The 23233-nt window shown below is 71.1% G+C and carries 26 protein-coding genes; 12 read left to right on the top strand and 14 right to left on the bottom strand.

Annotated elements, in window-relative coordinates; all coding sequences use genetic code 11:
- Positions 1-34: 34 nt before the first annotated feature.
- Positions 35-901 (top strand): DMT family transporter, encoded by an 867-nt coding sequence (locus tag OG395_RS41890; RefSeq protein ID WP_327247573.1) that lies wholly within the window; start codon positions 35-37, stop codon positions 899-901.
- 72 nt (positions 902-973) lie between these two features.
- On the opposite strand, the gene OG395_RS41885 is transcribed toward OG395_RS41890, so the two are convergent.
- Positions 974-1711, bottom strand: a complete 738-nt coding sequence (locus OG395_RS41885; RefSeq protein WP_327247572.1) for an acyltransferase — start codon at positions 1709-1711, stop codon at positions 974-976.
- A gap of 144 nt (positions 1712-1855) precedes the next feature.
- Between OG395_RS41885 and OG395_RS41880 the strand changes: the two genes are divergently transcribed.
- A complete protein-coding gene (locus OG395_RS41880; protein WP_327247571.1) occupies positions 1856-2386 on the top strand; it encodes a gamma carbonic anhydrase family protein in 531 nt (176 codons plus the stop codon).
- A gap of 43 nt (positions 2387-2429) precedes the next feature.
- Here the strand turns inward: OG395_RS41880 and OG395_RS41875 are convergent, their stop codons facing one another.
- Positions 2430-3089, bottom strand: a complete 660-nt coding sequence (locus OG395_RS41875) for a DedA family protein (RefSeq protein WP_327247570.1) — start codon at positions 3087-3089, stop codon at positions 2430-2432.
- A gap of 155 nt (positions 3090-3244) precedes the next feature.
- The gene (locus OG395_RS41870; protein ID WP_327249627.1) at positions 3245-3682 is read right to left on the bottom strand and encodes a DUF4442 domain-containing protein; all 438 of its coding nucleotides are present in this window, start codon (positions 3680-3682) and stop codon (positions 3245-3247) included.
- A 168-nt stretch (positions 3683-3850) separates the two neighbouring features.
- On the opposite strand from OG395_RS41870, the gene OG395_RS41865 reads away from it, so the two are divergent.
- Both OG395_RS41865 and OG395_RS41860 read left to right on the top strand, forming a co-directional pair.
- Positions 3851-4879, top strand: a complete 1029-nt coding sequence (locus OG395_RS41865) for a hypothetical protein (protein WP_327247569.1) — start codon at positions 3851-3853, stop codon at positions 4877-4879.
- Between the two features lie 63 nt (positions 4880-4942).
- Entirely contained in the window at positions 4943-6241 is a 1299-nt protein-coding gene (locus OG395_RS41860; protein WP_327247568.1) for an MFS transporter, read from the top strand.
- Here OG395_RS41860 and OG395_RS41855 read toward each other — a convergent pair.
- The 5 genes from OG395_RS41855 to OG395_RS41835 all read right to left on the bottom strand — a co-directional run bounded on the left by OG395_RS41855 (position 6203) and on the right by OG395_RS41835 (position 10215).
- On the bottom strand, positions 6203-7048 hold the full coding sequence (locus OG395_RS41855; protein ID WP_327247567.1) for a spermidine synthase: 846 nt from the start codon (positions 7046-7048) through the stop codon (positions 6203-6205). The genes OG395_RS41860 and OG395_RS41855 overlap by 39 nt on opposite strands.
- A 22-nt stretch (positions 7049-7070) precedes the next feature.
- The gene (locus OG395_RS41850; protein ID WP_327247566.1) at positions 7071-7916 is read right to left on the bottom strand and encodes a patatin-like phospholipase family protein; all 846 of its coding nucleotides are present in this window, start codon (positions 7914-7916) and stop codon (positions 7071-7073) included.
- A 68-nt stretch (positions 7917-7984) separates the two neighbouring features.
- A complete protein-coding gene (gene tuf / locus OG395_RS41845) occupies positions 7985-9154 on the bottom strand; it encodes an elongation factor Tu (protein ID WP_037690479.1) in 1170 nt (389 codons plus the stop codon).
- Positions 9155-9247: 93 nt separating this feature from the next.
- Positions 9248-9415 carry a hypothetical protein gene (locus OG395_RS41840; RefSeq protein ID WP_327247565.1) on the bottom strand — a complete coding sequence of 56 codons (168 nt, stop codon included), beginning with the start codon at positions 9413-9415 and terminating at the stop codon, positions 9248-9250.
- 83 nt (positions 9416-9498) lie between these two features.
- On the bottom strand, positions 9499-10215 hold the full coding sequence (locus OG395_RS41835; RefSeq protein WP_327247564.1) for a DNA alkylation repair protein: 717 nt from the start codon (positions 10213-10215) through the stop codon (positions 9499-9501).
- Positions 10216-10264: 49 nt separating this feature from the next.
- Here OG395_RS41835 and OG395_RS41830 point away from each other — a divergent pair, with 49 nt between their 5' ends.
- A complete protein-coding gene (locus OG395_RS41830; protein WP_327247563.1) occupies positions 10265-10978 on the top strand; it encodes a TVP38/TMEM64 family protein in 714 nt (237 codons plus the stop codon).
- 232 nt (positions 10979-11210) lie between these two features.
- Entirely contained in the window at positions 11211-12083 is an 873-nt protein-coding gene (locus OG395_RS41825; protein ID WP_327247562.1) for an undecaprenyl-diphosphate phosphatase, read from the top strand.
- A 715-nt stretch (positions 12084-12798) separates the two neighbouring features.
- On the opposite strand, the gene OG395_RS41820 is transcribed toward OG395_RS41825, so the two are convergent.
- Positions 12799-13599, bottom strand: a complete 801-nt coding sequence (locus OG395_RS41820; RefSeq protein WP_327247561.1) for an SDR family oxidoreductase — start codon at positions 13597-13599, stop codon at positions 12799-12801.
- Between the two features lie 101 nt (positions 13600-13700).
- On the bottom strand, positions 13701-14525 hold the full coding sequence (locus OG395_RS41815) for a hypothetical protein (protein ID WP_442818648.1): 825 nt from the start codon (positions 14523-14525) through the stop codon (positions 13701-13703).
- 346 nt (positions 14526-14871) lie between these two features.
- Here OG395_RS41815 and OG395_RS41810 point away from each other — a divergent pair, with 346 nt between their 5' ends.
- The 3 genes from OG395_RS41810 to lnt all read left to right on the top strand — a co-directional run bounded on the left by OG395_RS41810 (position 14872) and on the right by lnt (position 18071).
- Positions 14872-15735, top strand: coding sequence for a universal stress protein (locus tag OG395_RS41810; RefSeq protein WP_327249626.1), 864 nt, complete (start codon positions 14872-14874; stop codon positions 15733-15735).
- Between the two features lie 102 nt (positions 15736-15837).
- Complete coding sequence (locus OG395_RS41805; protein WP_327247559.1) at positions 15838-16338, top strand: nuclear transport factor 2 family protein; 501 nt, start codon at positions 15838-15840, stop codon at positions 16336-16338.
- 107 nt (positions 16339-16445) lie between these two features.
- Positions 16446-18071, top strand: a complete 1626-nt coding sequence (gene lnt, locus OG395_RS41800; RefSeq protein ID WP_327247558.1) for an apolipoprotein N-acyltransferase — start codon at positions 16446-16448, stop codon at positions 18069-18071.
- Here lnt and OG395_RS41795 read toward each other — a convergent pair.
- The 3 genes from OG395_RS41795 to OG395_RS41785 all read right to left on the bottom strand — a co-directional run bounded on the left by OG395_RS41795 (position 18066) and on the right by OG395_RS41785 (position 20632).
- Complete coding sequence (locus OG395_RS41795; protein ID WP_327247557.1) at positions 18066-18413, bottom strand: hypothetical protein; 348 nt, start codon at positions 18411-18413, stop codon at positions 18066-18068. The two genes, lnt and OG395_RS41795, sit on opposite strands and share 6 nt — an antisense overlap.
- 91 nt (positions 18414-18504) lie before the next feature.
- On the bottom strand, positions 18505-19404 hold the full coding sequence (locus OG395_RS41790) for a Gfo/Idh/MocA family protein (protein WP_327247556.1): 900 nt from the start codon (positions 19402-19404) through the stop codon (positions 18505-18507).
- A gap of 16 nt (positions 19405-19420) precedes the next feature.
- Entirely contained in the window at positions 19421-20632 is a 1212-nt protein-coding gene (locus OG395_RS41785) for an FAD-dependent monooxygenase (RefSeq protein ID WP_327247555.1), read from the bottom strand.
- Between the two features lie 76 nt (positions 20633-20708).
- Between OG395_RS41785 and OG395_RS41780 the strand changes: the two genes are divergently transcribed.
- From OG395_RS41780 to OG395_RS41770, 3 genes are all read left to right on the top strand, one after another.
- On the top strand, positions 20709-21377 hold the full coding sequence (locus tag OG395_RS41780; protein WP_327247554.1) for a TetR/AcrR family transcriptional regulator: 669 nt from the start codon (positions 20709-20711) through the stop codon (positions 21375-21377).
- Between the two features lie 40 nt (positions 21378-21417).
- Positions 21418-21930: a DinB family protein gene (locus OG395_RS41775; RefSeq protein WP_327247553.1), complete on the top strand. Its 513-nt coding sequence runs from the start codon at positions 21418-21420 to the stop codon at positions 21928-21930.
- A 119-nt stretch (positions 21931-22049) separates the two neighbouring features.
- The gene (locus OG395_RS41770) at positions 22050-22496 is read left to right on the top strand and encodes a hypothetical protein (RefSeq protein WP_327247552.1); all 447 of its coding nucleotides are present in this window, start codon (positions 22050-22052) and stop codon (positions 22494-22496) included.
- Between the two features lie 102 nt (positions 22497-22598).
- Here OG395_RS41770 and OG395_RS41765 read toward each other — a convergent pair whose 3' ends face one another.
- On the bottom strand, positions 22599-23072 hold the full coding sequence (locus tag OG395_RS41765) for a hypothetical protein (protein WP_327247551.1): 474 nt from the start codon (positions 23070-23072) through the stop codon (positions 22599-22601).
- Positions 23073-23233: the final 161 nt, after the last annotated feature.

Here is a 23233-nt window from a genome sequence, read left to right as displayed (position 1 = left end):
CACTCGTTCATCGCACTGTACTGCGAGGCATGTCATGACAGCACTGTTCGCCCTGGCCACCAGCCTGCTGTGGGGGCTGGCCGACTTCGGCGGCGGACTGCTCACGCGACGAGTGCCCGCGCTCACCGTGGTCGTCGTCTCGCAGACGGTGGCAGCCCTCGTGCTGGGCGTCGTCGTGGTCGCGACCGGGGGCTGGAGCGAGGCAGGACCGCAGCTCTGGTTCGCCGTCGCGGCGGGCGCGGTCGGGCCGGTCGCGATGCTGAGCTTCTACAAGGCGCTGGCGCTCGGTCCGATGGGGGTCGTCTCCCCGCTCGGATCGCTGGGCGTCGCCGTGCCGGTGAGTGTCGGGCTGATCGTCGGCGAGCGTCCCGGTCTGCTGCAGTTCGCGGGCGTCGCGGTGGCAGTCGTGGGCATCGTGCTGGCGGGCGGGCCGGAGCTGCGCGGGGCGCCGGTCCAGCGCCGGGCGGTGGTGCTGACCCTGGTGGCTGCGTTCGGCTTCGGAACGGTGATGTCGCTGATCGCGGAGGCTTCCACGACGGTCTCCGGGCTGTTCCTGGCGCTCTTCGTGCAGCGCCTCACCAATATCGCGGTCGGCGGCACGGCCCTGTACGTGTCGGTGCGCCGCGGAGGACGTGCGCTGCCCGAGGTGGGCGGGGCGGCCGTGATCCGGGCCTCGCTGCCCGCCCTGGCGTTCGTCGGCCTCGCCGACGTCGCGGCCAACGGCACGTACTCGATCGCCGCGCAGCACGGCCCGGTCACCGTGGCCGCCGTACTCGCCTCGCTCTATCCCGTGGTCACGGCCCTGGCCGCGCGCGGAGTGCTGGGCGAGCGGCTGCGCGGAGTGCAGGCGGCGGGGGCCGGTCTGGCTCTGGTGGGAACGGTGCTGCTCGCCACCGGTTAGTCGGCGGGCTCGCGCCAGGGGTGTCCGGCGGATCAGGTCGGACACCGCCCGGGCATGCCCCGAAGAGAGGCCCTAGCTGTCCTCCAGTTCAGCGACGGCCAGCAGTTGCTCGGGCGTCACGCCCGCCGGGATCGGCACCGGGGCGGGCGTGCGCAGGGGCGGCTGCCAGCCCTTCTCGGGGTCCCAGCTGCGTACGACGCGTGCGGGCGCACCGGCCACGACCGCGTGGTCGGGCACCTCGCCACGTACCACCGCGCCCGCCGCGGCCACCACGTTGCGCCCGAGCCTGGCTCCCGGAAGGACCACCGCACCCGTGCCTATCCAGCAGCCGGGCCCGATGGTGACCGGCTCCATGCGCGGCCACTGCCGGCCGACCGGCTCGTGCGGATCGTCGTAGCTGTGGTTCGTCGACGTGATGTAGACGTACGGTCCGCAGTACGTGTTCGACCCGATGGTCACCGTGGTGTCGGCGACGACGTGGCTGCCGCGGCCGAGTACCACCCCGTCCCCCAGAGTCAGGATGGGTTCCGAACCGAGGTCCAGGTCCGGCATGAGTCCGGCGGTCAGGGTGACCTGTTCGCCGATGATGCAGTGGTCGCCGAGCTCGATCCACGGCTCCCCGAAGACCGTGCCCTGGGGGAACGCCAGCCGGGTCCCCTCGCCGATACGGCCGAACCGCAGCCCGCCCGGATGTTCCGCGGTGATCGCGCCCGCCTCCTGTACGGCACGCCAGCCGCGGTGGACGGCCCGGGACAGCAGGCGCCGCCGCCAGGCGGTGAGGGAGGAGAACGTGTTGCTGTTCTTGGGCACTCGCTCACCGTAGTCGGCGCTCCCTGGCCGGTCACCGCGGCCCCTTGTGATGTTCACCCCACTCACCGGCGGCCGCGCGGCTTTCGCATACGGTTCCCCTGGCGCGAACGGACAACCACGGTCGGAGACACGGAGGAACGGGCGATGGCAGAGCAGGCGTTGATCACGGGCATAGGCGGCCACGAGCCGGACATCGACGCGGACGCGTTCACCGCGCCGACATCGGTCGTGATCGGCGAGGTGACCCTGGCTGCGGGTTCCAGCGTCTGGTACCAGGCGGTGCTGCGGGCCGACTGCGCTCCCATCGCCATCGGCACCGGCAGCAACATCCAGGACAACTGCAGCGTCCATGCCGACCCCGGGTTCCCCGTCACGGTCGGCGAGCGCGTCTCGGTCGGGCACAACGCCGTACTGCACGGCTGCACCGTCGAGGACGACGTTCTCGTGGGCATGGGAGCCACGGTCCTCAACGGTGCGCGCATCGGCGCCGGTTCACTGATCGCGGCCCAGGCGCTCGTCCCGCAGGGGATGCAGGTGCCGCCGGGCTCACTCGTCGCGGGCGTGCCCGCCAAGGTCAAGCGGGAGCTGACCGAGGAGGAGCTCGAAGGGATCACGTTCAATGCCGCCGGGTATGTGGAGCTGGCCAAGGCGCACCGTCAGGCGCACGAGGGCTGAGTGACGGACGAGCGGGCGGCCCGGTGTGCCGGGTCGCCCGGGCTCAGTCCGCTGCCGGTACGGTCTCCGGCTCGGCCACGGTACGTTCCGCGGACTGGGCCGCCGCCTTCTTGGCACGGTTCTTGAGGACCAGCATCGAGGTCAGCCCGATCAGCCCGGCGACCACCAGGCCGAGCCAGGAGAAGCGCTTGAGCCAGGCCTCGGCGACGACTCCGACCGAGTAGATGACGGCCGTGGTTCCGCCCGCCCAGACGATGCCGCCGAGCACATTGGCGATCAGGAACTTCCAGTACGGCATGCGCAGGACGCCGGCCAGCGGTCCGGCGAAGATACGCAGCAGCGCGACGAAGCGGCCGAAGAACACCGCCCACGTGCCCCACTTCTGGAACGACCGCTCCGCCATGGCGATCTGGTCCTCGCCGAAGTGCTTGGGGAACTTCCCGCCGAGCCAGGCGAGGAGCGGCCGGCCGCCCTTGCGGCCGATGGCGTATCCGATCGAGTCCCCGATGATCGCCCCGGCGGAGGCGCAGGCACCGAGGATCACCGGGTTGATGCCGCTGTGTCCGGCGGCCAGCAGCGACGCGCTGACGAGGACGATCTCGCCCGGCAGCGGAATGCCCAGGCTCTCCAGACCGATGACGACGCCCACCAGGACGTACACGCTGACCGCGGGGACTGTCTCCAGCCACTCCTGGATGTGCAACGCCGGTTCCTCCCGTGCTGTTGTGCCGTCGCCCGCCGGGCAACTCCTCGGCGCACGGCGGGCAGCCTACCTGTCGTGCCATCTGCCCGGACAGCGCGATGGGCCGCCTCGCACCCTCGACAGGGTGGGACGGCCCGGCTGGGGAGGCAGGTCCCTCAGGCGTTGGGGCGGAGCGTCCACACGACGGTCATCTCGCCGGTGACCGCGCCGTCCGCACGCTGAATCTCGATGGCGACGGGGAATTCGGGCCGCTTGCCCGCGTCGAGTTCGGTAACGACCTCCGCGACCGGCCGACCGAGGGTCGCGGTCGCGGTGACGACGCCCATCGCGAGCTTCTTGTAGCCGATCTCCGCCTTCACGGCGAGTGGTACGGCGCGGGACAACTGGTCTCCGAAGGCGGCGATGACGATCGCGCCGCTGGCCGACTCCGCGAGCGTGAACATCGCTCCGGCGTGCGGTCCGCCGACGTGGTTGTGGTAGTCGGCCTGGTCCGGCATCCGGACGACCGCGCGTTCCGAGGTCGTCTCGAGGAACTCGAGGTTGAGGGTCCTGGCCATCGGAACCGTCGCGAGGAGCATGTCTCCGACTGTCATCTGTTCAGTGCTCATGAATCGAAGGTTACTCACGGGTAGCAGTGTTTGGCCATCCCTGGATCACGCCCGCATGCTCCCGTTTCGGCATCCGCGTGGCCATCGCCTTGACCGTTCCTTCACGGGGGCGGGCGTAGTCGACCGGCCGCCGTCCCTCTATGGTTACTCGCCATGTGGCCAGGACAGCAGCCGCCCGGGGGCGAGCAAAACCCGCAGAACCAGAATCAGAACCCGTATCAGCAGCCGGGGTACCAACAGTCGAATCCCTATCAGCAGCCGGGATATCAGCAGCATGGCCAGCCGGGATACCCGCAGCCGAACCCGTACCAGCAGCCCACCGTGCCGCAGTACGCGGTCCCGGGCCCGCCCGGTGCACCGCAGCCCGGGGGCGACAACAAGAAGAAGACGACCGTCGTCGCGATCGTCGCAGCCACCGCTGTGGTCGTGGCCGCCGTGGTCACCGGCGTCGTGGTGATGAACAAGGACGGCAAGGGCGGCTCCGACGTCGCCGACGACGGGACGTCGTCGTCCCCCGCGAAGCCGTCCGAGGACACGTCCTCCGCGGTGCCGAACCCGCGGGGCACCGACGGGGACGCAAAGCCTCTCGTCGCCGGCTGGAAGGTCGTCACCAACCCCAAGTGGGGAACCCAGTTCGACGTACCCGGTGACTGGGAGGTCGGTTCGCCCGGGACGTTCTCGTACTTCGAGGACGACAAGAAGGGCGACGGCTCGCCCCTCATCGGCTTCTCCGCGCCGGCGTACTTCCAGCAGAAGTGGTGCGTCGACGACGACGACAAGGACGGCACCAAGGAGGAGTACAGCCTGGCCAGTGCGGGTACCCGCGGCGCCGAGGGTGCCACGGACGCCGACGCCAACGCCCACAGCGAGGCCGGGACCTGGGCATGGGCCGCCTACGCGCAGCACATGCCGCAGAAGACCATCAAGTTCAGCAAGGCGAAGAAGTACACCACCCAGTCGGGTCTGACCGGCAGCCTCGTGACGGCCACCGCCCCCAACGTCACCAAGAAGAAGAAGTGCGACTCCGACGGCAAGACCTTCGCCTTCACCTTCAAGAACAAGAACGGTGACTTCTCCTCCTGGGTCCTCTACGGTGCCGACTCCGTCAAGGACGAGCTCCCGGACGCCACGATCATGAAGATCCTCAGCACGGTGCGGCTGACCGAGGTCACCGCCTCCTGACCTGCTCCACCTGCTCCGGCAAAGCATTTGGCAGGGCGGGGGCCCGGCAGCGATAGTTCCTCGGTGACTCCTGCCGGCATCCTCCGCATCCGCCGCCCCGCCTGGGCCGGCCGCAACTACAGTCTGCTGACCGCCGCCGCGATCATCACCGGCCTGGGTACCCACGGTGCGTTGATCGCGGCGGCGTTCGCCGTTCTGCAGTCCGGTGGCGACGGCGGCGACGTCGGCCTGGTGGCAGCCGCCCGTACCGCGCCGCTGGTGCTGTTCCTGCTCATCGGCGGCGCCATCGCGGACCGGGTGCCGCGCCACCGGGTGATGGTGGCGGCGAACGCGCTCAACTGTGTCTCGCAGGCCGCGTTCGCCTGGCTGGTCCTGGCCGGCGACCCGAAGCTGTGGCAGATGATGCTGCTCACGGCGTTGTGCGGTACCGGGCAGGCGTTCTTCAACCCGGCGGCCGAGGGCATGCTGATGTCCAGTGTCAGTGGCGAACAGGCCGGCCGCGCCTTCGCGCTCTTCCGGATGTCGATGCACGGGGCCGCCATCGGGGGTGCCGCGCTCGGCGGCGCCATGATCGCGGCGATGAGTCCCGGCTGGGTACTGGCCGTCGACGCGGCGGCCTTCGCGGTGGCCGGTGCGCTGCGCGCCTTCCTGGATGTCGCCCACATCCCGGCCCGGGAGCCGGGCGGCGGACTCCTGTCCGATCTGCGAGAGGGCTGGCAGGAGTTCATCGGCCGCCCCTGGCTGTGGTCGATCGTGGCGCAATTCTCGGTGGTGGTCGCCGTGGTCGGTGCCGCCGAGTCGGTGTACGGGCCACTGGTCGCCAGGGACGAGCTCGGCGGCGCCCGCCCCTGGGGATTCGCGCTCGCCGCCTTCGGGGTCGGCACGCTGTGCGGGGCGCTGCTGATGATGCGTTGGAAACCCCGGCGGCTCCTGCTCGCCGGGACGCTCTGCGTCTTCCCGCTGGCCCTGCCGTCGGCGGCGCTGGCGGTGCCGCTGCCGGTGGCCGGGCTGAGTGCGGTGATGTTCGTCAGCGGCGTGACCATCGAGGTGTTCGGCGTCTCCTGGATGACGGCCCTGCATCAGGAGATCCCGGAGGAGAAGTTGTCGCGCGTATCGGCGTACGACTGGTTCGGATCGGTGGCGATGCTGCCCCTGGCCACGGCGGTCGCCGGCCCGGTGGAGGACCTGGTCGGGCGCGGTCAGGCATTGTGGGGCTGTGCGGCGCTGGTCGTGCTCTGCACGGGGGCCGTGCTGTTCGTACCCGACGTACGCAACCTCACCCGCCGGACCGCGACCGTCGAGGTTGCGTCAGGGAAGACGCTGTCAGCCGATACCGAAGGAACCGTCGGGCGGCTCGGGTGAGGCGACCGCTTCGGCGTCCCCGACCGGCCGTGCCGCGCCGATGAGCCGGACCAGACCGGCGCCGTGCTCGACCCGGGCGGGGAAGACGTCTGCGGCGCAGCGGCGGGCCAGAGCCGCGGTGTCGAGGGGGCTGCGGGAGGCGACCAGGACGTGGTTCCCGAAGCGCCTACCACGCAGCACCGCCGGTTCGGCGATCAGCGCGAGCTCTTCGAAGACGGTGGCGAAGTTGGCCAGTTGCGAGCGGAGAAATGCGAAGGGTGCGCCGTCGGCGAGGTTGGCGGCATAGACGCCGTCGTCCCGCAGAGCCCGCCCGGCCGCCTGCGCGTACTCGACGGAGGTGAGGTGCGCGGGCACGCGCGATCCGCCGAACACGTCCGCGATCAGGACGTCGACGGTGCCGGGCGGCGTCCGTTCCAGCAGCCCGCGGGCGTCGGTGCCGTGCACGGTGATGCCGCTGTCGTCGGGGAGTGGCAGCTGCTCGGCGACCAGGGCGAGCAGGCCCAGGTCGGCCTCGGCGACGACCTGCCGGGAGCCCGGCCGGGTCGCGGTGACATAGCGGGGCAGGGTGAGGGCGCCGCCGCCGAGGTGGAGTACGTCGAGGGGGGCGTCCGGTCCCGCGGCGCAGTCCAGGACATGGGCGAGCCGTCGGGCGTACTCGAACTCCAGGTGGACCGGATCGTCGAGGTCGACGTACGACTGGGGTGCGCCGTCGACCGTGAGCAGCCAGGCCCGGTCCCGGTCCACGTCGGGAAGGAGTCTGGCGGTGCCCTGGTCCACTTCTCGGATCACGGGTATCGGCTCGTTCACTCCCCCATTGTGGGGTGCCGGTTCAGCTGCCGACGACCGCGGCGACCGCTTCGGTGTGCGCCGCGGACTGCGCGAGTCCGGCCCGGGCGGCGGCGGCCCGGCGGCTCGGGTTGAGGAGATTGCGGCCGAATGCCTTCTTGGCGGCCGCGTCCGGCATGATGACCGCGACCCGGGCACCCTTCGCTTCGAGATCGGTGGCCTGGGACCGGGGCGAGATGATCACCTTGTTGCCACTGGCCGTCGGTGCGATGACGACGACGCGCTCATACCCTGCGGCCAGATGGGCGTTGGCCGGGGAGTACACCCCGCCGTCGATCCAGCCCTGCCCGTCGATGGTGGCGACCGGCCAGACCGCGGGGACGGCGCAGCTGGCGGTGACGGCGTCGGCGAGCGGGATACCGCTGTCCTTGTCGAAGATGTGGAGTTCACCCGTGTCCGCGCGGACGGCGGTGATCCGCAGCTGCCGGTCGGGCCAGTCGGGCGACGGGAGCCGGCCCGCGATCAGCTCCTGCCGTTCGGCCGCGGTGATCGCGGTCCGGGTCTCCCGCGCCATCCGGGCCAGCTTCTGCCCGTACGCCTCCGGGGTACGGGAGGTCAGCACCGCCCGGGCGTAGCGCATGAGGGTGGCGGTGCCGAGTTTCCCGCCGACTTCGCCCTGAGGATCGGCCAGCTGACGTGCGTACAGTTCCGGGAGGCCGATCAATCCGGAGGCGAGCTGGGCGCCGACGAGAGCCCCGGCGGAGCTTCCGATGACGAGATCCGCAGTGGACAGGTCCACGCCCGCCTCGGCGAGCCCGTGCAGGATTCCGGTCTCCCAGGCGCCGCCGGTGGCGCCGCCTGCTCCGAGTACCAGTGCGATGTCTGCCATGCCGTCAGTCTCGCGCATGGCGCCGGGTCCGCCTCCCGTGGGGTCGGGAGGCGGACCCGGCGCCCGGATCAGAGCAGGCCGGTGACGGTGCCCGCGCCGACCGTGCGACCGCCCTCGCGGATCGCGAAGCCGAGCCCGGACTCCAGCGGGGTGTCGCGGCCCAGTTCGACGGTCATGGTGACCGTGTCGCCGGGGCGCGCCACCGCCGCTTCGCCGAGGTCGATGTCCCCGACGACGTCCGCGGTACGGATGTAGAACTGCGGCCGGTAGCCGGTGGTGACCGGCGTGGTCCGGCCGCCCTCCCGCGCCGACAGGACGTACACCTGCGCGGTGAAACGACGGCTCGGCGTGACGCTGCCGGGCGCCGCCACCACGTGGCCGCGGCGGACCCGGTCGCGCTCCACCCCGCGTACGAGCAGCGCCACGTTGTCACCGGCCTGCGCGGACTCCATCGGCTTACCGAAGGTCTCCAGGCCGGTGACGACCGTCTCGATGTCCGCGCCGAGCACGGAGACCCGGTCGCCGACGCGTACGGTGCCGCGCTCGACGGCTCCGGTGACGACCGTGCCCCGGCCGGTGATGGTCAGGACGTTCTCCACCGGCAGCAGGAACGGCGCGTCGGTGTAGCGCACCGGCATCGGTACGTATGTGTCGACGGCGTCCAGCAACGCCTCGACGGACGCGGTCCAGCGCGGGTCGCCTGCCAACGCCTTCAGTCCCGAGACGCGGACGACGGGGACGGTGTCGCCGCCGTAGCCGTGCGCGGAGAGCAGCTCGCGGACCTCCAGCTCGACCAGGTCGGTCAGCTCCGGGTCGCCCGCGTCGGCCTTGTTGAGGGCGACGACGATATGGTCGACGCCGACCTGGCGGGCCAGCAGGACGTGCTCGGCGGTCTGCGGCATGATCCCGTCGAGCGCGGACACGACGAGAATCGCCCCGTCGAGCTGCGCGGCGCCGGTCACCATGTTCTTGACGTAGTCGGCGTGACCGGGCATGTCGACGTGCGCGTAGTGCCGGGTGTCGGTCTCGTACTCGACGTGCGCGATGTTGATCGTGATGCCGCGCTGTGCCTCCTCCGGCGCCCGGTCGATGCGGTCGAACGGGACGAACGTGCCGGTGCCGCGGTCACTGAGGACCTTGGTGATGGCGGCTGTCAGGGTGGTCTTGCCGTGGTCGACGTGGCCCATGGTGCCGATGTTGAGGTGCGGCTTGGTGCGCACGTATGCCGTCTTGGGCATGGCTCATTCCTTGGAAACTCGAAGCTGAGAGAGAAGACCCCAGGGCCCCGCCGACCCTCCCCTCACGGGGTCCGCCGGACTGTCGGGGGAGGGTCAGCTTCGGGCGCCGCCGATGGGCGCTGCCGCAGCGGTGAACGCTGCTGCGTCGACTGCGGCTGCTGCCGCGGTGATTGCGGTGACAGCGAGGAGGGAAGGGATGACGGCAGCCTTCGGCGCGTCCGCGACTGCGGACTGCGCTGCGAGGAAGGCGTACCGGAACATGGGTCCGATCATGGCCCACGGCCGCGGCCCCGTCGAATGGTTTTCCGCCGGGCCCGGAAAGGGAGTTCGGCGCCGGCCGCGCCTCAGAGGTGCTTCATGGCCTCGCGTACGGACAGCGGCGAGAGCCGGTCCCGGGCGCCCTCGACGAAGTCCCGTACAGCCCACGGATCGGTCTTGGCGTACTCGCGCAGACACCAGCCGATCGCCTTGCGGATGAAGAAGTCGGGGTGATCCGCCCGGCGCAGGCAGTAGCCGAAGAGCCGTTCGGCGTCGGTGGCGTCCCGGTAGCGCAGCTGGTGCAGCAGGGCGGTGCGGGCGATCCACAGGTTGTCGTCCTCGATCCACTCGTCCATCACCGCCTTCAGCTCCGGGCCGGCGGCGACGAGCGGACCTGCGACATCGGCGGCGAGCACATCGACGGTGTCCCACCAGGGGACGGTGGAGACGAGGTGCCGTACGACGGGCAGGAACCCGGGGGAACAGCGGGGCGCGTGGCGGCGCAGATAGTCGGCTGCGAAGTACTGGTACTCCCGCTCGGGCAGTTCCCAGCAGCGCAGGGCGACGGCCGCGCAGTCCGCCTCGTCGGGACGCCCGGTGCCGTCCAGGACCGTACGTGACAGGGCCCGGCGCTGCGGTGCGGTGATGCCGAGGAACGGGGCGACGTGCTTCATGTACGCGGCGGCGGAGGCGGCCCGCCCGGGATCGGCGGCCCTGGGGTAGACGACCGTCAGACGCGTCAGCACGGTGTCGGCGAGCTCGCTCGGCGGCACACCGGGAGCGGCTTCGGCTGCGGGGCTCATACGGTGCACATTACGGCGATCACCCTCAGGTGTCGGTTACTCTCCCCGAATGCTCGACCCCGTCCCCGCCGCCCGGCCCGCCCCCGGCCTCGCCGCGCGCTGTACGAGGGCGCTGCTCTCGCCCTGGTCCCGGTTCTCGCTGCTCGTGGCCGTGCTGCTGGCCGCCGCGGTGACCACGCTGCTCCTCGATCCCCAGCGCCTCCTGGCCCATGGCTGGCCGGCGCAGCTGAGCGGTGGCGGCGCAGCGGTTCTGCTGTTCGGCCTCGCGTACGGCGTGTCCACCGTGGCGTTCGTGCCGCGGCCGCTCCTCAACCTCGCCGCGGGTGCGCTGTTCGGGTCGCAGGCCGGTCTGGCCGCCGCCCTGGCAGGCACGGTGCTCGGCGCGGGCATCTCGTTCGGGCTGGGCAGGGTACTGGGGCAGGACGCACTCCGTACGCTGGTGCGTGGGCGCTGGCTGAAGGCTGCGGACGGGCAGCTGAGTCGGCACGGCTTCCGTTCGATGCTGGCGCTGCGGCTCTTCCCGGGGGTTCCGTTCGCCGCCGCCAACTACTGCGCCGCGGTCTCACGCATGGGGTATCCGCCGTTCCTGGTGGCCACCGGGCTCGGCTCGATCCCGAACACCGCCGCCTACGTCGTCGCGGGCAGTGAGGCCTCGTCCCCGACATCGCCCGCGTTCCTGGCGGCGATGGGCTTCATCGTGCTGACGGGCGTCGGTGCGGCCGTCGTCGCCTGGCGCAAGCGGCACCGCCTCGCCGCGGACTGAGCCTGTGAGCCGGTCCGCGGTCCGGTGCCCGCCCTGACACCACCGGGGGTCGGCTGTGGGTGCGGGGGCAGTCGTCACCCTGTTCATCCAAGGGCGATACGCTGCCCGCGCACCGCAGACGATCACCGGGCCCGCCGTGGCCCGTCCCTCATATGACCGCAATCCGCACGCTGGCTACGGCCCTGCAGGCCGTCGTCCGATGCACGATCACTTTCGGGATGGCCAAAGCCCCATGAGCTGGTTCGAATCGTTCGTCCTGGGCCTCGTTCAGGGACTGACCGAGTTCCTGCCGATCTCCTCCAGCGCGCATCTGCGGCTCACCGCAGCGTTCGCCGGCTGGAACGACCCGGGTGCGGCGTTCACCGCCATCACCCAGATCGGCACGGAGGCCGCAGTCCTCATCTACTTCCGGAAGGACATCGTCCGGATCGTCTCGGCCTGGTTCCGCTCGCTGACCAACCGGTCGATGCGCAGCGACCACGACGCGCAGATGGGCTGGCTCGTCATCGTCGGCTCCATCCCGATCGGCGTCCTCGGCGTGACCTTCAAGGACCAGATCGAGGGCCCGTTCCGCGACCTGCGCCTCATCGCCACCACCCTGATCGTGATGGGCATCGTCCTCGGCATCGCCGACCGTCTCGCCGCCCGCGACGAGGTGGGCGGAAAGCACCGGGCGACAAGGGAGCGCAAGTCCCTCAAGGAACTCGGTGTCAAGGACGGCCTGATCTTCGGCTTCTGCCAGGCGCTGGCCCTGATCCCCGGCGTCTCCCGCTCGGGCGCCACGATCAGCGGTGGTCTGCTGATGGGCTACACCCGCGAGGCCGCGGCCCGCTACTCGTTCCTGTTGGCGATCCCGGCGGTGCTCGCCTCGGGTGTCTTCGAGCTGAAGGACGCGGGCGAGGGGCACGTGTCGTGGGGGCCGACGATCTTCGCGACGTTCATCGCCTTCGGTGTCGGATACGCGGTCATCGCCTGGTTCATGAAGTTCATCACGACCAAGAGCTTCATGCCGTTCGTCATCTACCGCGTACTGCTGGGTCTGGTGCTGTTCGCGCTGGTGGCGACCGGTGTGCTGAGCCCGCACGCGGGTGAGTCGGCGGGCTAGTGCTGCCGGTCGAGTCCGGCGGCGTGACCTGCGGCCCCGTCCGAAGCCGCCCGCGAGGTTCCGTCTGCGCCTCGCCTGACGCTCGACACGCGAGAGCCGAGGCGCCGCACGCTGCCGGCTTGGCCGACTCGCAGTGAACCGGACGTGGCTGAGAGCCTGTCGGGTGACCTTCGATCGGATAGCGGACGCGGTCTGGTGCGTGCGATTCCAAGGCGGCGGGATGTCCTCGGATGGGGTCTCCCCTGCTCGAACGAAGCTGAGAGCTCGGGGAAGGAGCTACTAGGACATTTCGGCAACGCGGGAAGCGTGCGTGCCAGGGCGTGGCCGCCCGATCAGAGGTCACCCGACAGGCTCTGAGGCGCGACTCGATGGGGGCAGCGACCAACCGAACTCACCCCGTCGCAGCCGCAGACCCTCCCGTGGGGAGGTTTCGGGAGGGGCGGCGGGCCTGCCTGCTGCGCAGCACAGGACGGGGCCGAACTGGATACCTGGGCCCAGCGGCTTCGGGTCCCGCGTGAGCAACGATGCACCCGGAACCAGACACAGGGATAGAGGTGTGACCTAAGACGTTTGGTCAGCCCTGTGCTCGGGCGGTGCTCAGTACTGCCCCGTGGAAGTCGGCTGCTCACCGGCCTTCTCCGCAGACTCCTGATGCCGTGCTCCTGGAGGGCGGTGACGATGCGGGGACCGGGGAGCAGGCGGTCAGCGCATTGGTTCAGTGTTCCTGGGCCGTCGGGCGCACCATGATCTCGTTGACCGCCGCGTGCCGCGGCTGAGTGACCATGAAGGCGATGGCCCGGGCAATGTCCTCGGCGTCGAGCCACGTGCTTTGCGGCAGACCACGCGCGGCTGCGAACCCGGCGCCGGTCGACATCTCCGTCGTGGTCATCCCCGGCTCGACGAGGCCCACCCGGACACCGCGCCCCGTGACCTCCTGGCGCAGGGCCTCGCTGAATGCTCCGACCGCGTGTTTCGTCGCCGAATAGACGCTGTTGTTCTTACGGGCCACCCGGCCCGCGAGCGAGCTGACGTTCACCAGGTCGGCGACCCGGCGCGGGGCGTCAGCAGCCGCGCGCAGCAGGTGCGGCAGCGCTGCCTGCGACATGTGCAGAACGGCCTTGAGGTTGAGGTCGACCATCCGGTCCCATTCCTCGGGGTCGCCTTCCTCCACGGCTCCGATCGCCACGTACCCGGCGTTGTTCACCAATACGTCCAACCGTGCGAACCGGTCCGCGGCGTCCTCCACGGCACGACGGGCCTGAGTCGCATCGCGGAGGTCGGCGGTGAGGGCGACGCACGAGCCGCCCCGGTCCCGGATCACGGTGGTCAGTTCCTCCAGCCGGTCCGCTCGACGGGCGACCAGTGCGAGAGCCGCGCCCTGCCGGGCCAGCGCCAGGGCGGTGGCCGCCCCGATGCCGCTGGAGGCACCGGTCACCAGCGCCGCGCAACCGGACAGCGCCGCGTCGGCCGGGGCCGCGGCCCCGGCATTCCCGACGTTCGCATCCCTCGCGCTCATGATCGCCTTTCGCGTGCACCCCGGCGCGTTGCCTTTTCCGCAGCTTGCATCACGTACTCCGAGTTCGCCTCCTCACCGCCCGGATGCCTGCACCGCCTTCGTCAGTACGCGACGACCGCCCACAGCAGCGCCCCGCCGACGGCGGCCGCATAACACCCCACGGCAGCGCGGACGACGGTACGACGGGTGCGGGCGGTCCACGAAGTTCTGGCCGACACCGCGGCCAGCAGGGGCAGCACCAGGATCGCGTGCAGGCCGACCGCGTGCAGTGGCTTCACCGATGCCGTGGAGTCGTAGCCGGCCGACTGAAGGCCGGTGCGTGTCAGATAGACACCACGGGCGATCATCGCCGCTCCGGACAGCAGCCCGACGACGAGGATCGCGAAACCGGCCCGAATCGCGAGCGCCATGCCCGTCGGTCCGTCCGGGCGCCGGACGAACGCGGCGACCGCGAGGGTGGTGAGGATGACGACCAGCACTCCCCCGCCGACGGCCAACGCCATGGAGACCGCCGTGTCGAAGGAGGTCTCCATGTTGAAGTGGGACGGTACGCCGCGCCACGCCTGGAGCGTGATGCCGCCGACCTCCAGCACGCAGTCGGCGGCGAACAGCGCGAGCAGCACGGTATGCGTGCGGGGGCGTATGCGCAGGTAGGACGCCACCCAGCAGAGCGCGATGAGCGTCAGTCCGAACGAGACCCCGAAGGTGACGGGCTTGCGCCAGGACACCGGGCCGTCCCAGGACCCGCCGTCGACGGCGAAGACGATCAGATGCAGCAGCCCGGAGACGACGAGGAGCACGCCGGTCCCGTAGCAGAGGCGCTCCACCGGGCGCACATTCCGCCATACGGGCGCGGTCGGCGACGAGCCGACTGCGCTACTGCGCACGGGCTGTGTCGTGGTGGCCCCTGCGGGCTGGTTCTCCATGCCCGGAGCATCCCTCGGGAGGCGCCCGGCGTCGTCGTACGTCCGAAGGCAGCCGACGTACGCCCCTCGGAGTACCGGTCGTCACCCCCACGCGTCGGTGGCGCGCCTTGACCACGACGACGAGCGACCTCGGGCTGGACGATCTGTTCCGGGACGCCGGCCTGCCGCTGCCCAAGGTCCCGGCGGTGGTCCGGGACCGGCCGCCACCGGCACCGGAAAGCGGCCGGTCCTGCACCCGCCGGGTCGGCCCTCGGACGCACAGGGCAGAAAAGGGCCGAAAGTCCCTGTCGGATGCTGCGTTCGCATACCAGCCTGGGACATGCACCGCCGGACTCTGGAGGACTCCATGACCACCGCCGAGCGTCCCGTGATCGCCGCCGTCGACGGCTCCTCGCACAGCTACGACGCCCTCGACTGGGCCGCGCGTGAAGCCGTCCGGCGAGGACTTCCGCTGACGATCGTGCATGTCCGGATCCCCTCCCGGCATACCGCCCAGGAGGCGCAGCAGCGACAGGCCGAGGAACTGCTCACGGAGTCCGTACGGCGGGTGTCGCTGATCGCTCCGGACCTGCACCCGTCGACGCTCAGCCCGCTCGACTTCCCCGTGGCCGCGCTGACCTCGCTCGGCGGGCACGCGTCGCTGCTGGTGCTGGGCTCCCGCGGTCTGGGCGGATTCCGGTCCCTGCTGATCGGATCGAACAGTCTTGCGACGGCTTCGATGGCCGCGTGCCCGGTCGTCGTCATCCACAGCGGTCGGGGGGACGACGACGCGGTGGACGCTGCTGAGACATTCCCGGACATTGTCGCGGGAGTGGCTGCCGACGAGAGCAGCGAGGCGGTACTGGAGTTCGCGTTCGAGGCGGCAGCGGCCCGGCCCGGCGCGCGGCTGCGGATCGTGCACGGCTGGACGATGTTCTCGTCGATGCTCTCCGGCGGACCCGTCTTCGACCGGGACGCGGCGGCGGGCGCCGCCGAGCGGACCCTCTCGGAGCTCACCGCAGGCCGACGCGAGAAGTACCCGCAGGTCGAGCTCGTGCTGGAGCCGACCCACGGCTCCGCGTCGCACACCCTGGTGACGGCATCGGCGACGGCCGCGCTCACGGTGATCGGGCGGCGAAAGGGCGGCGAGGCGCTCGGGTTCGGGCTGTCCCCGGTCGCACAGACGACGCTCACACACGCGCTCGGGCCGGTGGCCGTCGTCCCCTGCTGAGGCATGCACCGTGCCGGACCCCGGGCGTCCGGATCAGGACCGGACCGCCGCCGCGCGTGCACGGCCCTTGGCCTCGGCGGTCGGCGGGCACACACTGACCGGATGACGCAGCGCGTGGCTCTCGCAACCGTGATGGACCAGCTGTCCATCGATGCAGTGATCACCGGCTATGCGGTGGCGGTGGACGACAGCGCCTGGCAGGACTACGGGGAGCTGTTCACCCCGGACGGCCGCGCCGACTACCGCAGCGCGGGCGGCATCGAGGGACCCGCAGCCGAGGTGGCGCAGTGGCTCGCGGAAACCATGCGCCTCTTCCCCGTACGACAGCATCTGATCGTCAACCGTCGGCTGGACCTCCAGGACCTGGGGGGCTATCCCGGCGACCGGGCCGAGGTGCAGGCCGACTACCTCAACCCGATGCGGCTGCGGGGCACGCCGGACGACGGCGTCACCGAGGCCGCGGACAGCAACACGGCACCGAACTTCGTCTCCGGCGGCCGGTACGCGTTCGGGCTGTTGCGCACGGAGATCGGCTGGCGGATCCGCACCGTGGCCGTCCATGAGAAATGGCGCAGCCTCACCGGGGAGCTCGCCCCCGGCTGATCCCCGCCAAGGGCCCCACCCCCCTCTGGCCGCGGCCGTTCCCCTCCCCCCACACTGGGGAAGGAGGAGGGGGACACTGCTCACCGGGCAGGACGAGGAGGCGCAGCATGCGAATTCCGGCCGTTCGGCGTGAGCACGGGGAGCGCCTGCTCCGGTCCCCCTGGTGGCGCGGTGGTGCCGCGCTGCTCGCGGGTGCACTGCCCGCGCTCGCCTTTCCCGCCCCGGCTCTGTGGTGGTTCGCGTATGTCGCGCTGGTGCCGTGGCTGCTGCTGATCCGGTCAGCCGGTACGGGCCGGCGGGCCGCGCTCGACGGCTGGCTCGGCGGTACGGGCTACCTGCTCGCGGTGCACAACTGGCTGCTGCCGAGCCTGCATGTGTTCCTCGTGATACTGGCGGCGTTCCTCGGTCTGCTCTGGGCGCCGTGGGGGCTGCTGGTCTCCCGGCTGCTCGGCGGATCGCCGTCCGTCGCGAGGGTCGGGGCGGCCCTGGTCGTGGTCCCGTCCGGCTGGCTGATGATCGAACTGGCCCGCTCCTGGGATGCCCTCGGCGGCCCTTGGGGGCTGCTCGGCGCAAGCCAGTGGCAGGTGCCCGTGGCGCTCCGGGTGGCATCGGTAGGAGGGGTGTGGCTGGTGAGCCTCCTGGTGGTGGGGGTGAACACCGCGGTCACCCTGCTGCTCGTGACGTCCGCCGCCCGGACGGCTGCGGCGGTCGGCATCGTGGTGGGCGCGCTGGCGGTGGGCGCGATATGGAGGTGGGCGCCGCAGCCGGAGCCTGCGGGAGCGGCGCGGATCGCTGTCGTACAACCCGGTGTCGTCGAAGGGTCGAACAGCGTGGAGCTGCGTTTCGCACGCAGCGAGCAGCTGACCCGCACGCTGGTGGGCCGGCAGCTCGACCTGGTCGTCTGGGGCGAGAGCAGCGTCGGCGAGGACCTGTCACAGCGCCCGGATCTCGCAGCCAGGATCGCGAAGCTGTCACGCGAGGTCGGCGCGGATGTGCTGGTCAATATGGATGCCCGGCAGGCCGACACCTCGGGCCGGACGGGGATCTTCAAGAGTGCGGTGCTGGTGGGGCCGGACGGCCCGACCGGGGACCGCTACGACAAGATGCGTCTGGTGCCGTTCGGCGAGTACATTCCGGTTCGTTCGGTGCTCGGCTGGGTGACGTCGGTGGGCAAGGCGGCGGGCGAGGACCGGCTGCGCGGGACCCGGCAGGTGGTGATGTCCGTTCCCGAGCCGCCGTCCCCGGTGTTTTCCTCCCGATCCCGGGCCGGAGCGGAGAGGCTCCGCATAGGTCCGCTGATCTGCTTCGAGTCGGCGTTTCCCGACATGAGCAGGCGGCTCGCCCGGGACGGGGCCCAGCTGCTGATCGCCCAGTCGTCGACGTCCACGTTCCAGCACAGCTGGGCGCCGGCCCAGCACGCCTCGCTGGGCGCCCTCCGGGCGGCGGAGAGCGGCCGCCCGATGGTGCACGCCACGCTCACCGGGATCAGTACGGTGTACGACGCGCAGGGGCGTCGCATCGGCACCCCGCTCGGTACGGACACCAGCGCGGCCGCCGTGTTCGACGTACCGCTGGCAACCGGCACCACGCTCTATGTCCGGCTGGGCGACTGGCCGGTGCAGGGTGCGCTCGGTGTGCTGGCGGCGTTCTGCGCCTATGAGGGTGTGCGGTCGCTCCGGGGGCGGACCCGGGTGGAACCGGTCGGTGCGGCCGCTCCGGCGGGCCGGTTATGACGGGGCGTTGACGGAGACGATGTGCCCCTGTGCGTCGACGGTGAGGGCAACCCGCTCGACCTTGTTCGTCACGGCCAGCGCCACCCACACGGCGCCCCACAGGAAGCAGCTGAACACCATGAGCAGGGCGTGCAGCACGTGGTTCAGCGGCTGCCCGCGGACCATGACGACCTGCGTCTCGGCGCGCGACTCCACCCGCCAGCCGCTCGCAATCCGCTGATTGACCGCCCAGTCCAGGATCAGGGCGCGCTGCATCGCGTCGGGTGGCCGCCCGTCCGCCGAGTAGTAGCCGGGCGGCGGTTGAAGAGCACCCCACCCCTGTGGCTCGTCGTGGGGCTTCACCAGGTCACCTCCACGGGCTGGCGGTCCATCACCCCAGCCTGCATCCGGCCCGTGCGGGACGCATCCGGACCTGCCTTGACCAGCGGTTTCGCTACGCCCAGTCCAGGTCCCGCAGAATGCGCTCGCACAGTTCGTGCGTCTCCAGCGCGTCCCGGGCGCTCAGCAGCTTCCCGGCGCGCACGGCGTCCAGGAAGGACAGCACGCACTGTTCGATGCCGCGCTGACGGGCTACCGGCACCCAGTCACCACGCCGCCGCAGGCTCGGCTGTCCCTTGTGGTCGATCACCTCGGCAAGGTTGACGACCTCACGCTTGGAGTCCTGCCCGGAGACCTCGAGCCGCTCCTCCGTCGAACCGCTGAGCCGGTTCATCGCACCGATGGCGGTGAATCCGTCTCCGGACAGCTGCAGCACGACATGGTGCATCAGACCTTCACGGATCCGCGCCCGTACGACGGTGTGCTCGACCGGCCCCGGCACCAGGAAGCGCAGGGTGTCGACGACATGGATGAAGTCGTCGAGCACCATGGCGCGCGGTTCCTCGGGCAGGCCCACCCGGTTCTTCTGCATGAGGATCAGCTCGCGCGGGTGCTCGATGCACTGCGCATAGCCGGGGGCGAACCGCCGGTTGAAGCCGACGGCCAGGCTGACAGCGCGCTCCTCGGCGAGGTTGACCAGCCGCTCGGAATCGGCGAGTTCGTAGGCGAGCGGCTTGTCCACGTACGTGGGGACACCGGCCCGGAGCAGGCGGTCGGTGATCTCCGGGTGTACGGAGGTCGGGGCGTGGACGAAGGCGGCGTCCAGGTCCTGGGCGATCAGCGAGTCGAGCTCGGAGTGGCACTGCTCCGGCGGGATCCGGTGGGACGCGGCGACGGCGGCGAGGGTGGTGGGAGTGCGGGTCTGCAGATGCAGTTCGACCCCGGGCAAGGTGGTGAGGACCGGCAGATATGCCTTCTGCGCGATGTCGCCGAGCCCGATGCAGCCGACCTTCACTGGGGTCTCCCTCTGACTAACGCCGTGTCATATGCATGTCCTTCGCCCGGGCAGCATACGTGTGCTGCGGCGGCCGCCAGTCCGCGATGCCGTCGAAGGTACGCAGCACCAGGGCCGGCCCGAGCCGGGACACGGCGGACATCAGCGTGTCGCGCACCGCGACGGAGGCGGCGCTGGTCAGGCACATCAGACGGGCCACCTGGGCAGCCTTGCGGACGATGGCGCCCGTCCGGGGGAGCCGGTCCGCACTGTATGCGGCGAGCGCTGTCCCGAGGTCGGCGTCGGGCGCCGCGTGGTGGGCGAGCACGATTGCGTCCTCGATGGCCTGATTGCCGCCCTGTCCGAGGCTGGGCGTCATGGCGTGGGCGCTGTCGCCGACCAGGACGGTCCGGCCTCGGTGGAATGCGGGCAGTGGGTCGATCAGATGGTGCACATCGTTGCGGAGGACCTGGTCGGGTTCGACGGCGGCGATGATCCCCGGGATCGGATCGTGCCACGCGCCGAAGCGGCGCAGCAGTTCGGCCTTCTCGTCGTCTGCGGCCCGGGCTCCGGCGGGGGCGACCGCGGCTGCGTACGCGTAGATCCGGCCGTCCTTGAGCGGCTGGGTGCCCCAGAGGGTGCCGCGGCCCCAGGTCTCGTGCGGGGCGAAGGGCTGCTCGGGAGCGGGGACGACGACGCGCCATGTGGTGAAGCCGGCGTACGACGGCCCGGGGTGATCGGGGAAGAGGTGCGTGCGTACGGCCGAGTTGATGCCGTCGGCTGCGATGACGAGGTCGGCCTCGAGGTCCGCGGTGGGCATCCTGACGACGGCGCGGGCGCCGCCCGCGGTCCCCGGGTTCACGAGTTCCGCCGTCGTTCCGGTCCGGATCACGGATGCGGGCAGTTCGGCCACGAGAGCATCGATCAGGGTCGCACGGTGCAGCAGGACGACCGCTCCGCCGAACCGCTCGGTCGCCGCCGCGCTGTCCGTCCGGGAGATCCAGCGGCCGCTCGGACTGCGCATACCGCCGTCGCCCTGCCAGGCGGCCAGGGATCTGATCCGGTCGCCGAGGCCGATGACGTCCAGGGCGCGTTGCGCGTTGGGAGCGAGGCCGATGCCTGCGCCGACGGGCTCCAACGAGGCCGCCCGCTCCAGGACGGTGACCTGCCAGCCGCGCCGGTGGAGGGCCACGGCGGCGGTGAGGCCGCCGATTCCGCTGCCGATGACGACCGCATGGGACTTGTCCATGACTCCTCCTCGAAACTACACCTGTAGTGACGAGACCAACGTACTACAGGTGTAGTCACAGCGGTAGGTTGATCCCATGACCACCAGCACCACACGCACCGGCGGCGCCTCCCGGGCGGACCTGATCGCCGATGCCGCCCTGGCACTTCTCGCCGAGCGCGGGATGCGAGGGCTCACCCACCGGGCGGTCGACGAACGCGCCGGACTCCCCCAGGGCTCGACATCCAACTACGCGCGTACCCGGCAGGCGCTCCTGGAGGCGACGGTACGGCGCCTGGCGGAGCGCGAGGCGCAGGTCCTGGCCCCGGGCGAACTTCCGATGCCCGGGGCCCGGCCCGAGGGCAGGCCGGACGGCGAACCGGACGCCGGACCCGCGGGCGGGCCGCCCCACGGCGTTGCCGCGCTCGTCGGCAGCCTCGCCTCAGCCCTGCACCGATACCTGACCCGCCACCCCCACCTGCTCATCTGCCGCTACGAACTGGCCCTGGAGGCCACCCGACGCCCGGAGCTTCGGGAGTTCTTCGACGCGACGGGCGGACAGTTCCGCGAACCCCTGGTGGCGCTGATGACGGCAGCCGGTTCTGCCGAGCCCGAACGACACGCCCTCTCCCTGGTGGCCTGGTGCGAAGGGCTGATGTTCTCGTGCGCCGCGGGGTCGTACCACCGGTCCGTACCGACCGAGAAAGAGCTGCGCACCGGCTTCGCCGAACTGCTGCGCGGCTTGCTGACACCCCCCTGCGAATAACATCTGGCCAGGTCTTGATCATTGGGAAAGAATGCCCGGCATGACCGCAGACGAACGCTCCGAACCCGCCATCACAGCCGCCGAACGCCCGATGCTCGAGGGTTGGCTCGCCTATCACCGCGACACGCTCGCGCTGAAATGTGCGGGGCTCACCGACGCCCAGCTGCGGGAGGCGTCCGTACCGCCGTCGCAGCTCAGCCTGCTCGGGCTCGTACGCCACATGTCGGAGGTGGAGCGCCACTGGTTCCGCAACGTCATGGCCGGCGAGGAAGCGAAGTCGCTGTACTGCACCGCCGAGGACGAGGACGGCGACTTCCACCCCACCGAGGCGGACACCTGGGAGGAGACCGGGACCACCTGGCGGGCGGAGATCGACGCGGCCCGGGAGATCGCCGCGAAGTACGGGCTCGAGGACCTGTCGATCGGTCGCAGCCGCAAGGGCGAGCAGTTCAACCTGCGCTGGATCTACACCCACATGATCGAGGAGTACGCGCGGCACAACGGCCACGCCGACCTGGTCCGGGAGCGGATCGACGGCGCGACCGGCGACTGATCCGAATCCCACGCGCCCGGTCGGCGGCCGGGGCGTTGCGCTGACCGGGGTCACTCGTGAGGGCCAATCATCACCGGCCGGCTCGCGCGGCGCCCTGCCCGCACAGCAGAGTTGCCCAGGTGCAGCGAACCAGTATCACCGTGAAGCTCCTGGTCGGCGTGGCAGTCACTGCCGTCACCGGCTGTGTGTCCGTGGAGCCCCGGTCGGGCATTGCGCCCCGGCCCGAGACCAGCAGGCCCGTCCAGGACCTGGCGCCCCAGATCGTGGGGCCGCCGGTCCGGGACAGCCTGGAGTCGATCCCCGCCCCGAAGCCGTCGCCGAAGGCCTCCGGCCGGCCGGCGAAGGCGCCGTCGGACACCCGACGCACCGCGCCACGCGCCCCGCAGCAGCGGAAGCACGTCGGCGTGCCCCGGCCTCGTCAGGTCCCGCCCGCAGCCGCGCGGGTGCTGAATCCGCCGGCCGCCCCCGCCACCGGGACGAATGTCTGCGCGCTCGGCCGGGGCTACGGAGGCTGGTCCGCGGGCAGCCCCGCGGCCCGGATCTGCGAGGACACCTACGGCCGCTGAATGCCCCCCGTCGGTCGCGGATCCCGCCGGGATCCGGCCGACTCGGATCGTTGCGGTCCACCGGCAACGGACGGGCCGCAACGATCCGCGACAGACCTCCGCTCACAGCTCCCGAATCCGCCGCTCCAGCCGCCCGATCGCCGCGCGCACCCCTCCCCCGTACCCGTCGTCCACGAGAAGCTCGGACGCCTTCCGGGCCCGGTCCAGATGGGCCCGGGCCGCGTCGGGGCGCTGGAGCTTCACATAGTCCGCCGCAAGGTTGAGGTGGAGCGAGGGGTAGAAGGCCCGCACCGCGAGCGAGTCCCCGTGTTCCGCGACGCGCTCGTCGGAGAGCCCCTCGGCGGCGGTCAACGCCCTCAGATCCCATGCCAGTTCGTCGCCGGGATCGTCCTGGGTGTCGGCCATGTAGTGCGCGAGGGTGCAGCGGTGCAGGGCGCCGCCGCCCTCACCGATCTCCGCCCAGAGCGCCCCGAAGCGGTTACGGGCCTCTTCCCGGTCGCCGCCGTGGAGCAGCATGATCGCCTGGCCGATCCTGGTCATGACGGCATCCGTCGACGCCTCCTGCTGCTCCGTCACCGCGGTCTCCCTCGCATGTGTCCAGCCGTTCCCGGTTCACCCCGGCCGACGTCGAGCGGGCCCGGTGGAGCCCGTTCGATTCCGGTCACGGCGACGCTAGCGGCTGGCACCGGCAATCCCGCTCAGGCTCGGGCTAAGGCCTGCCTTTCGGGTCAGGTGCG

This window comes from Streptomyces sp. NBC_01320, assembly GCF_035974375.1.
Classification (GTDB): domain Bacteria; phylum Actinomycetota; class Actinomycetes; order Streptomycetales; family Streptomycetaceae; genus Streptomyces; species Streptomyces yanii.
The sequence above is the reverse complement of the archived record's forward strand: the minus strand, read 5'-3'. Positions and strand labels throughout refer to the sequence as shown.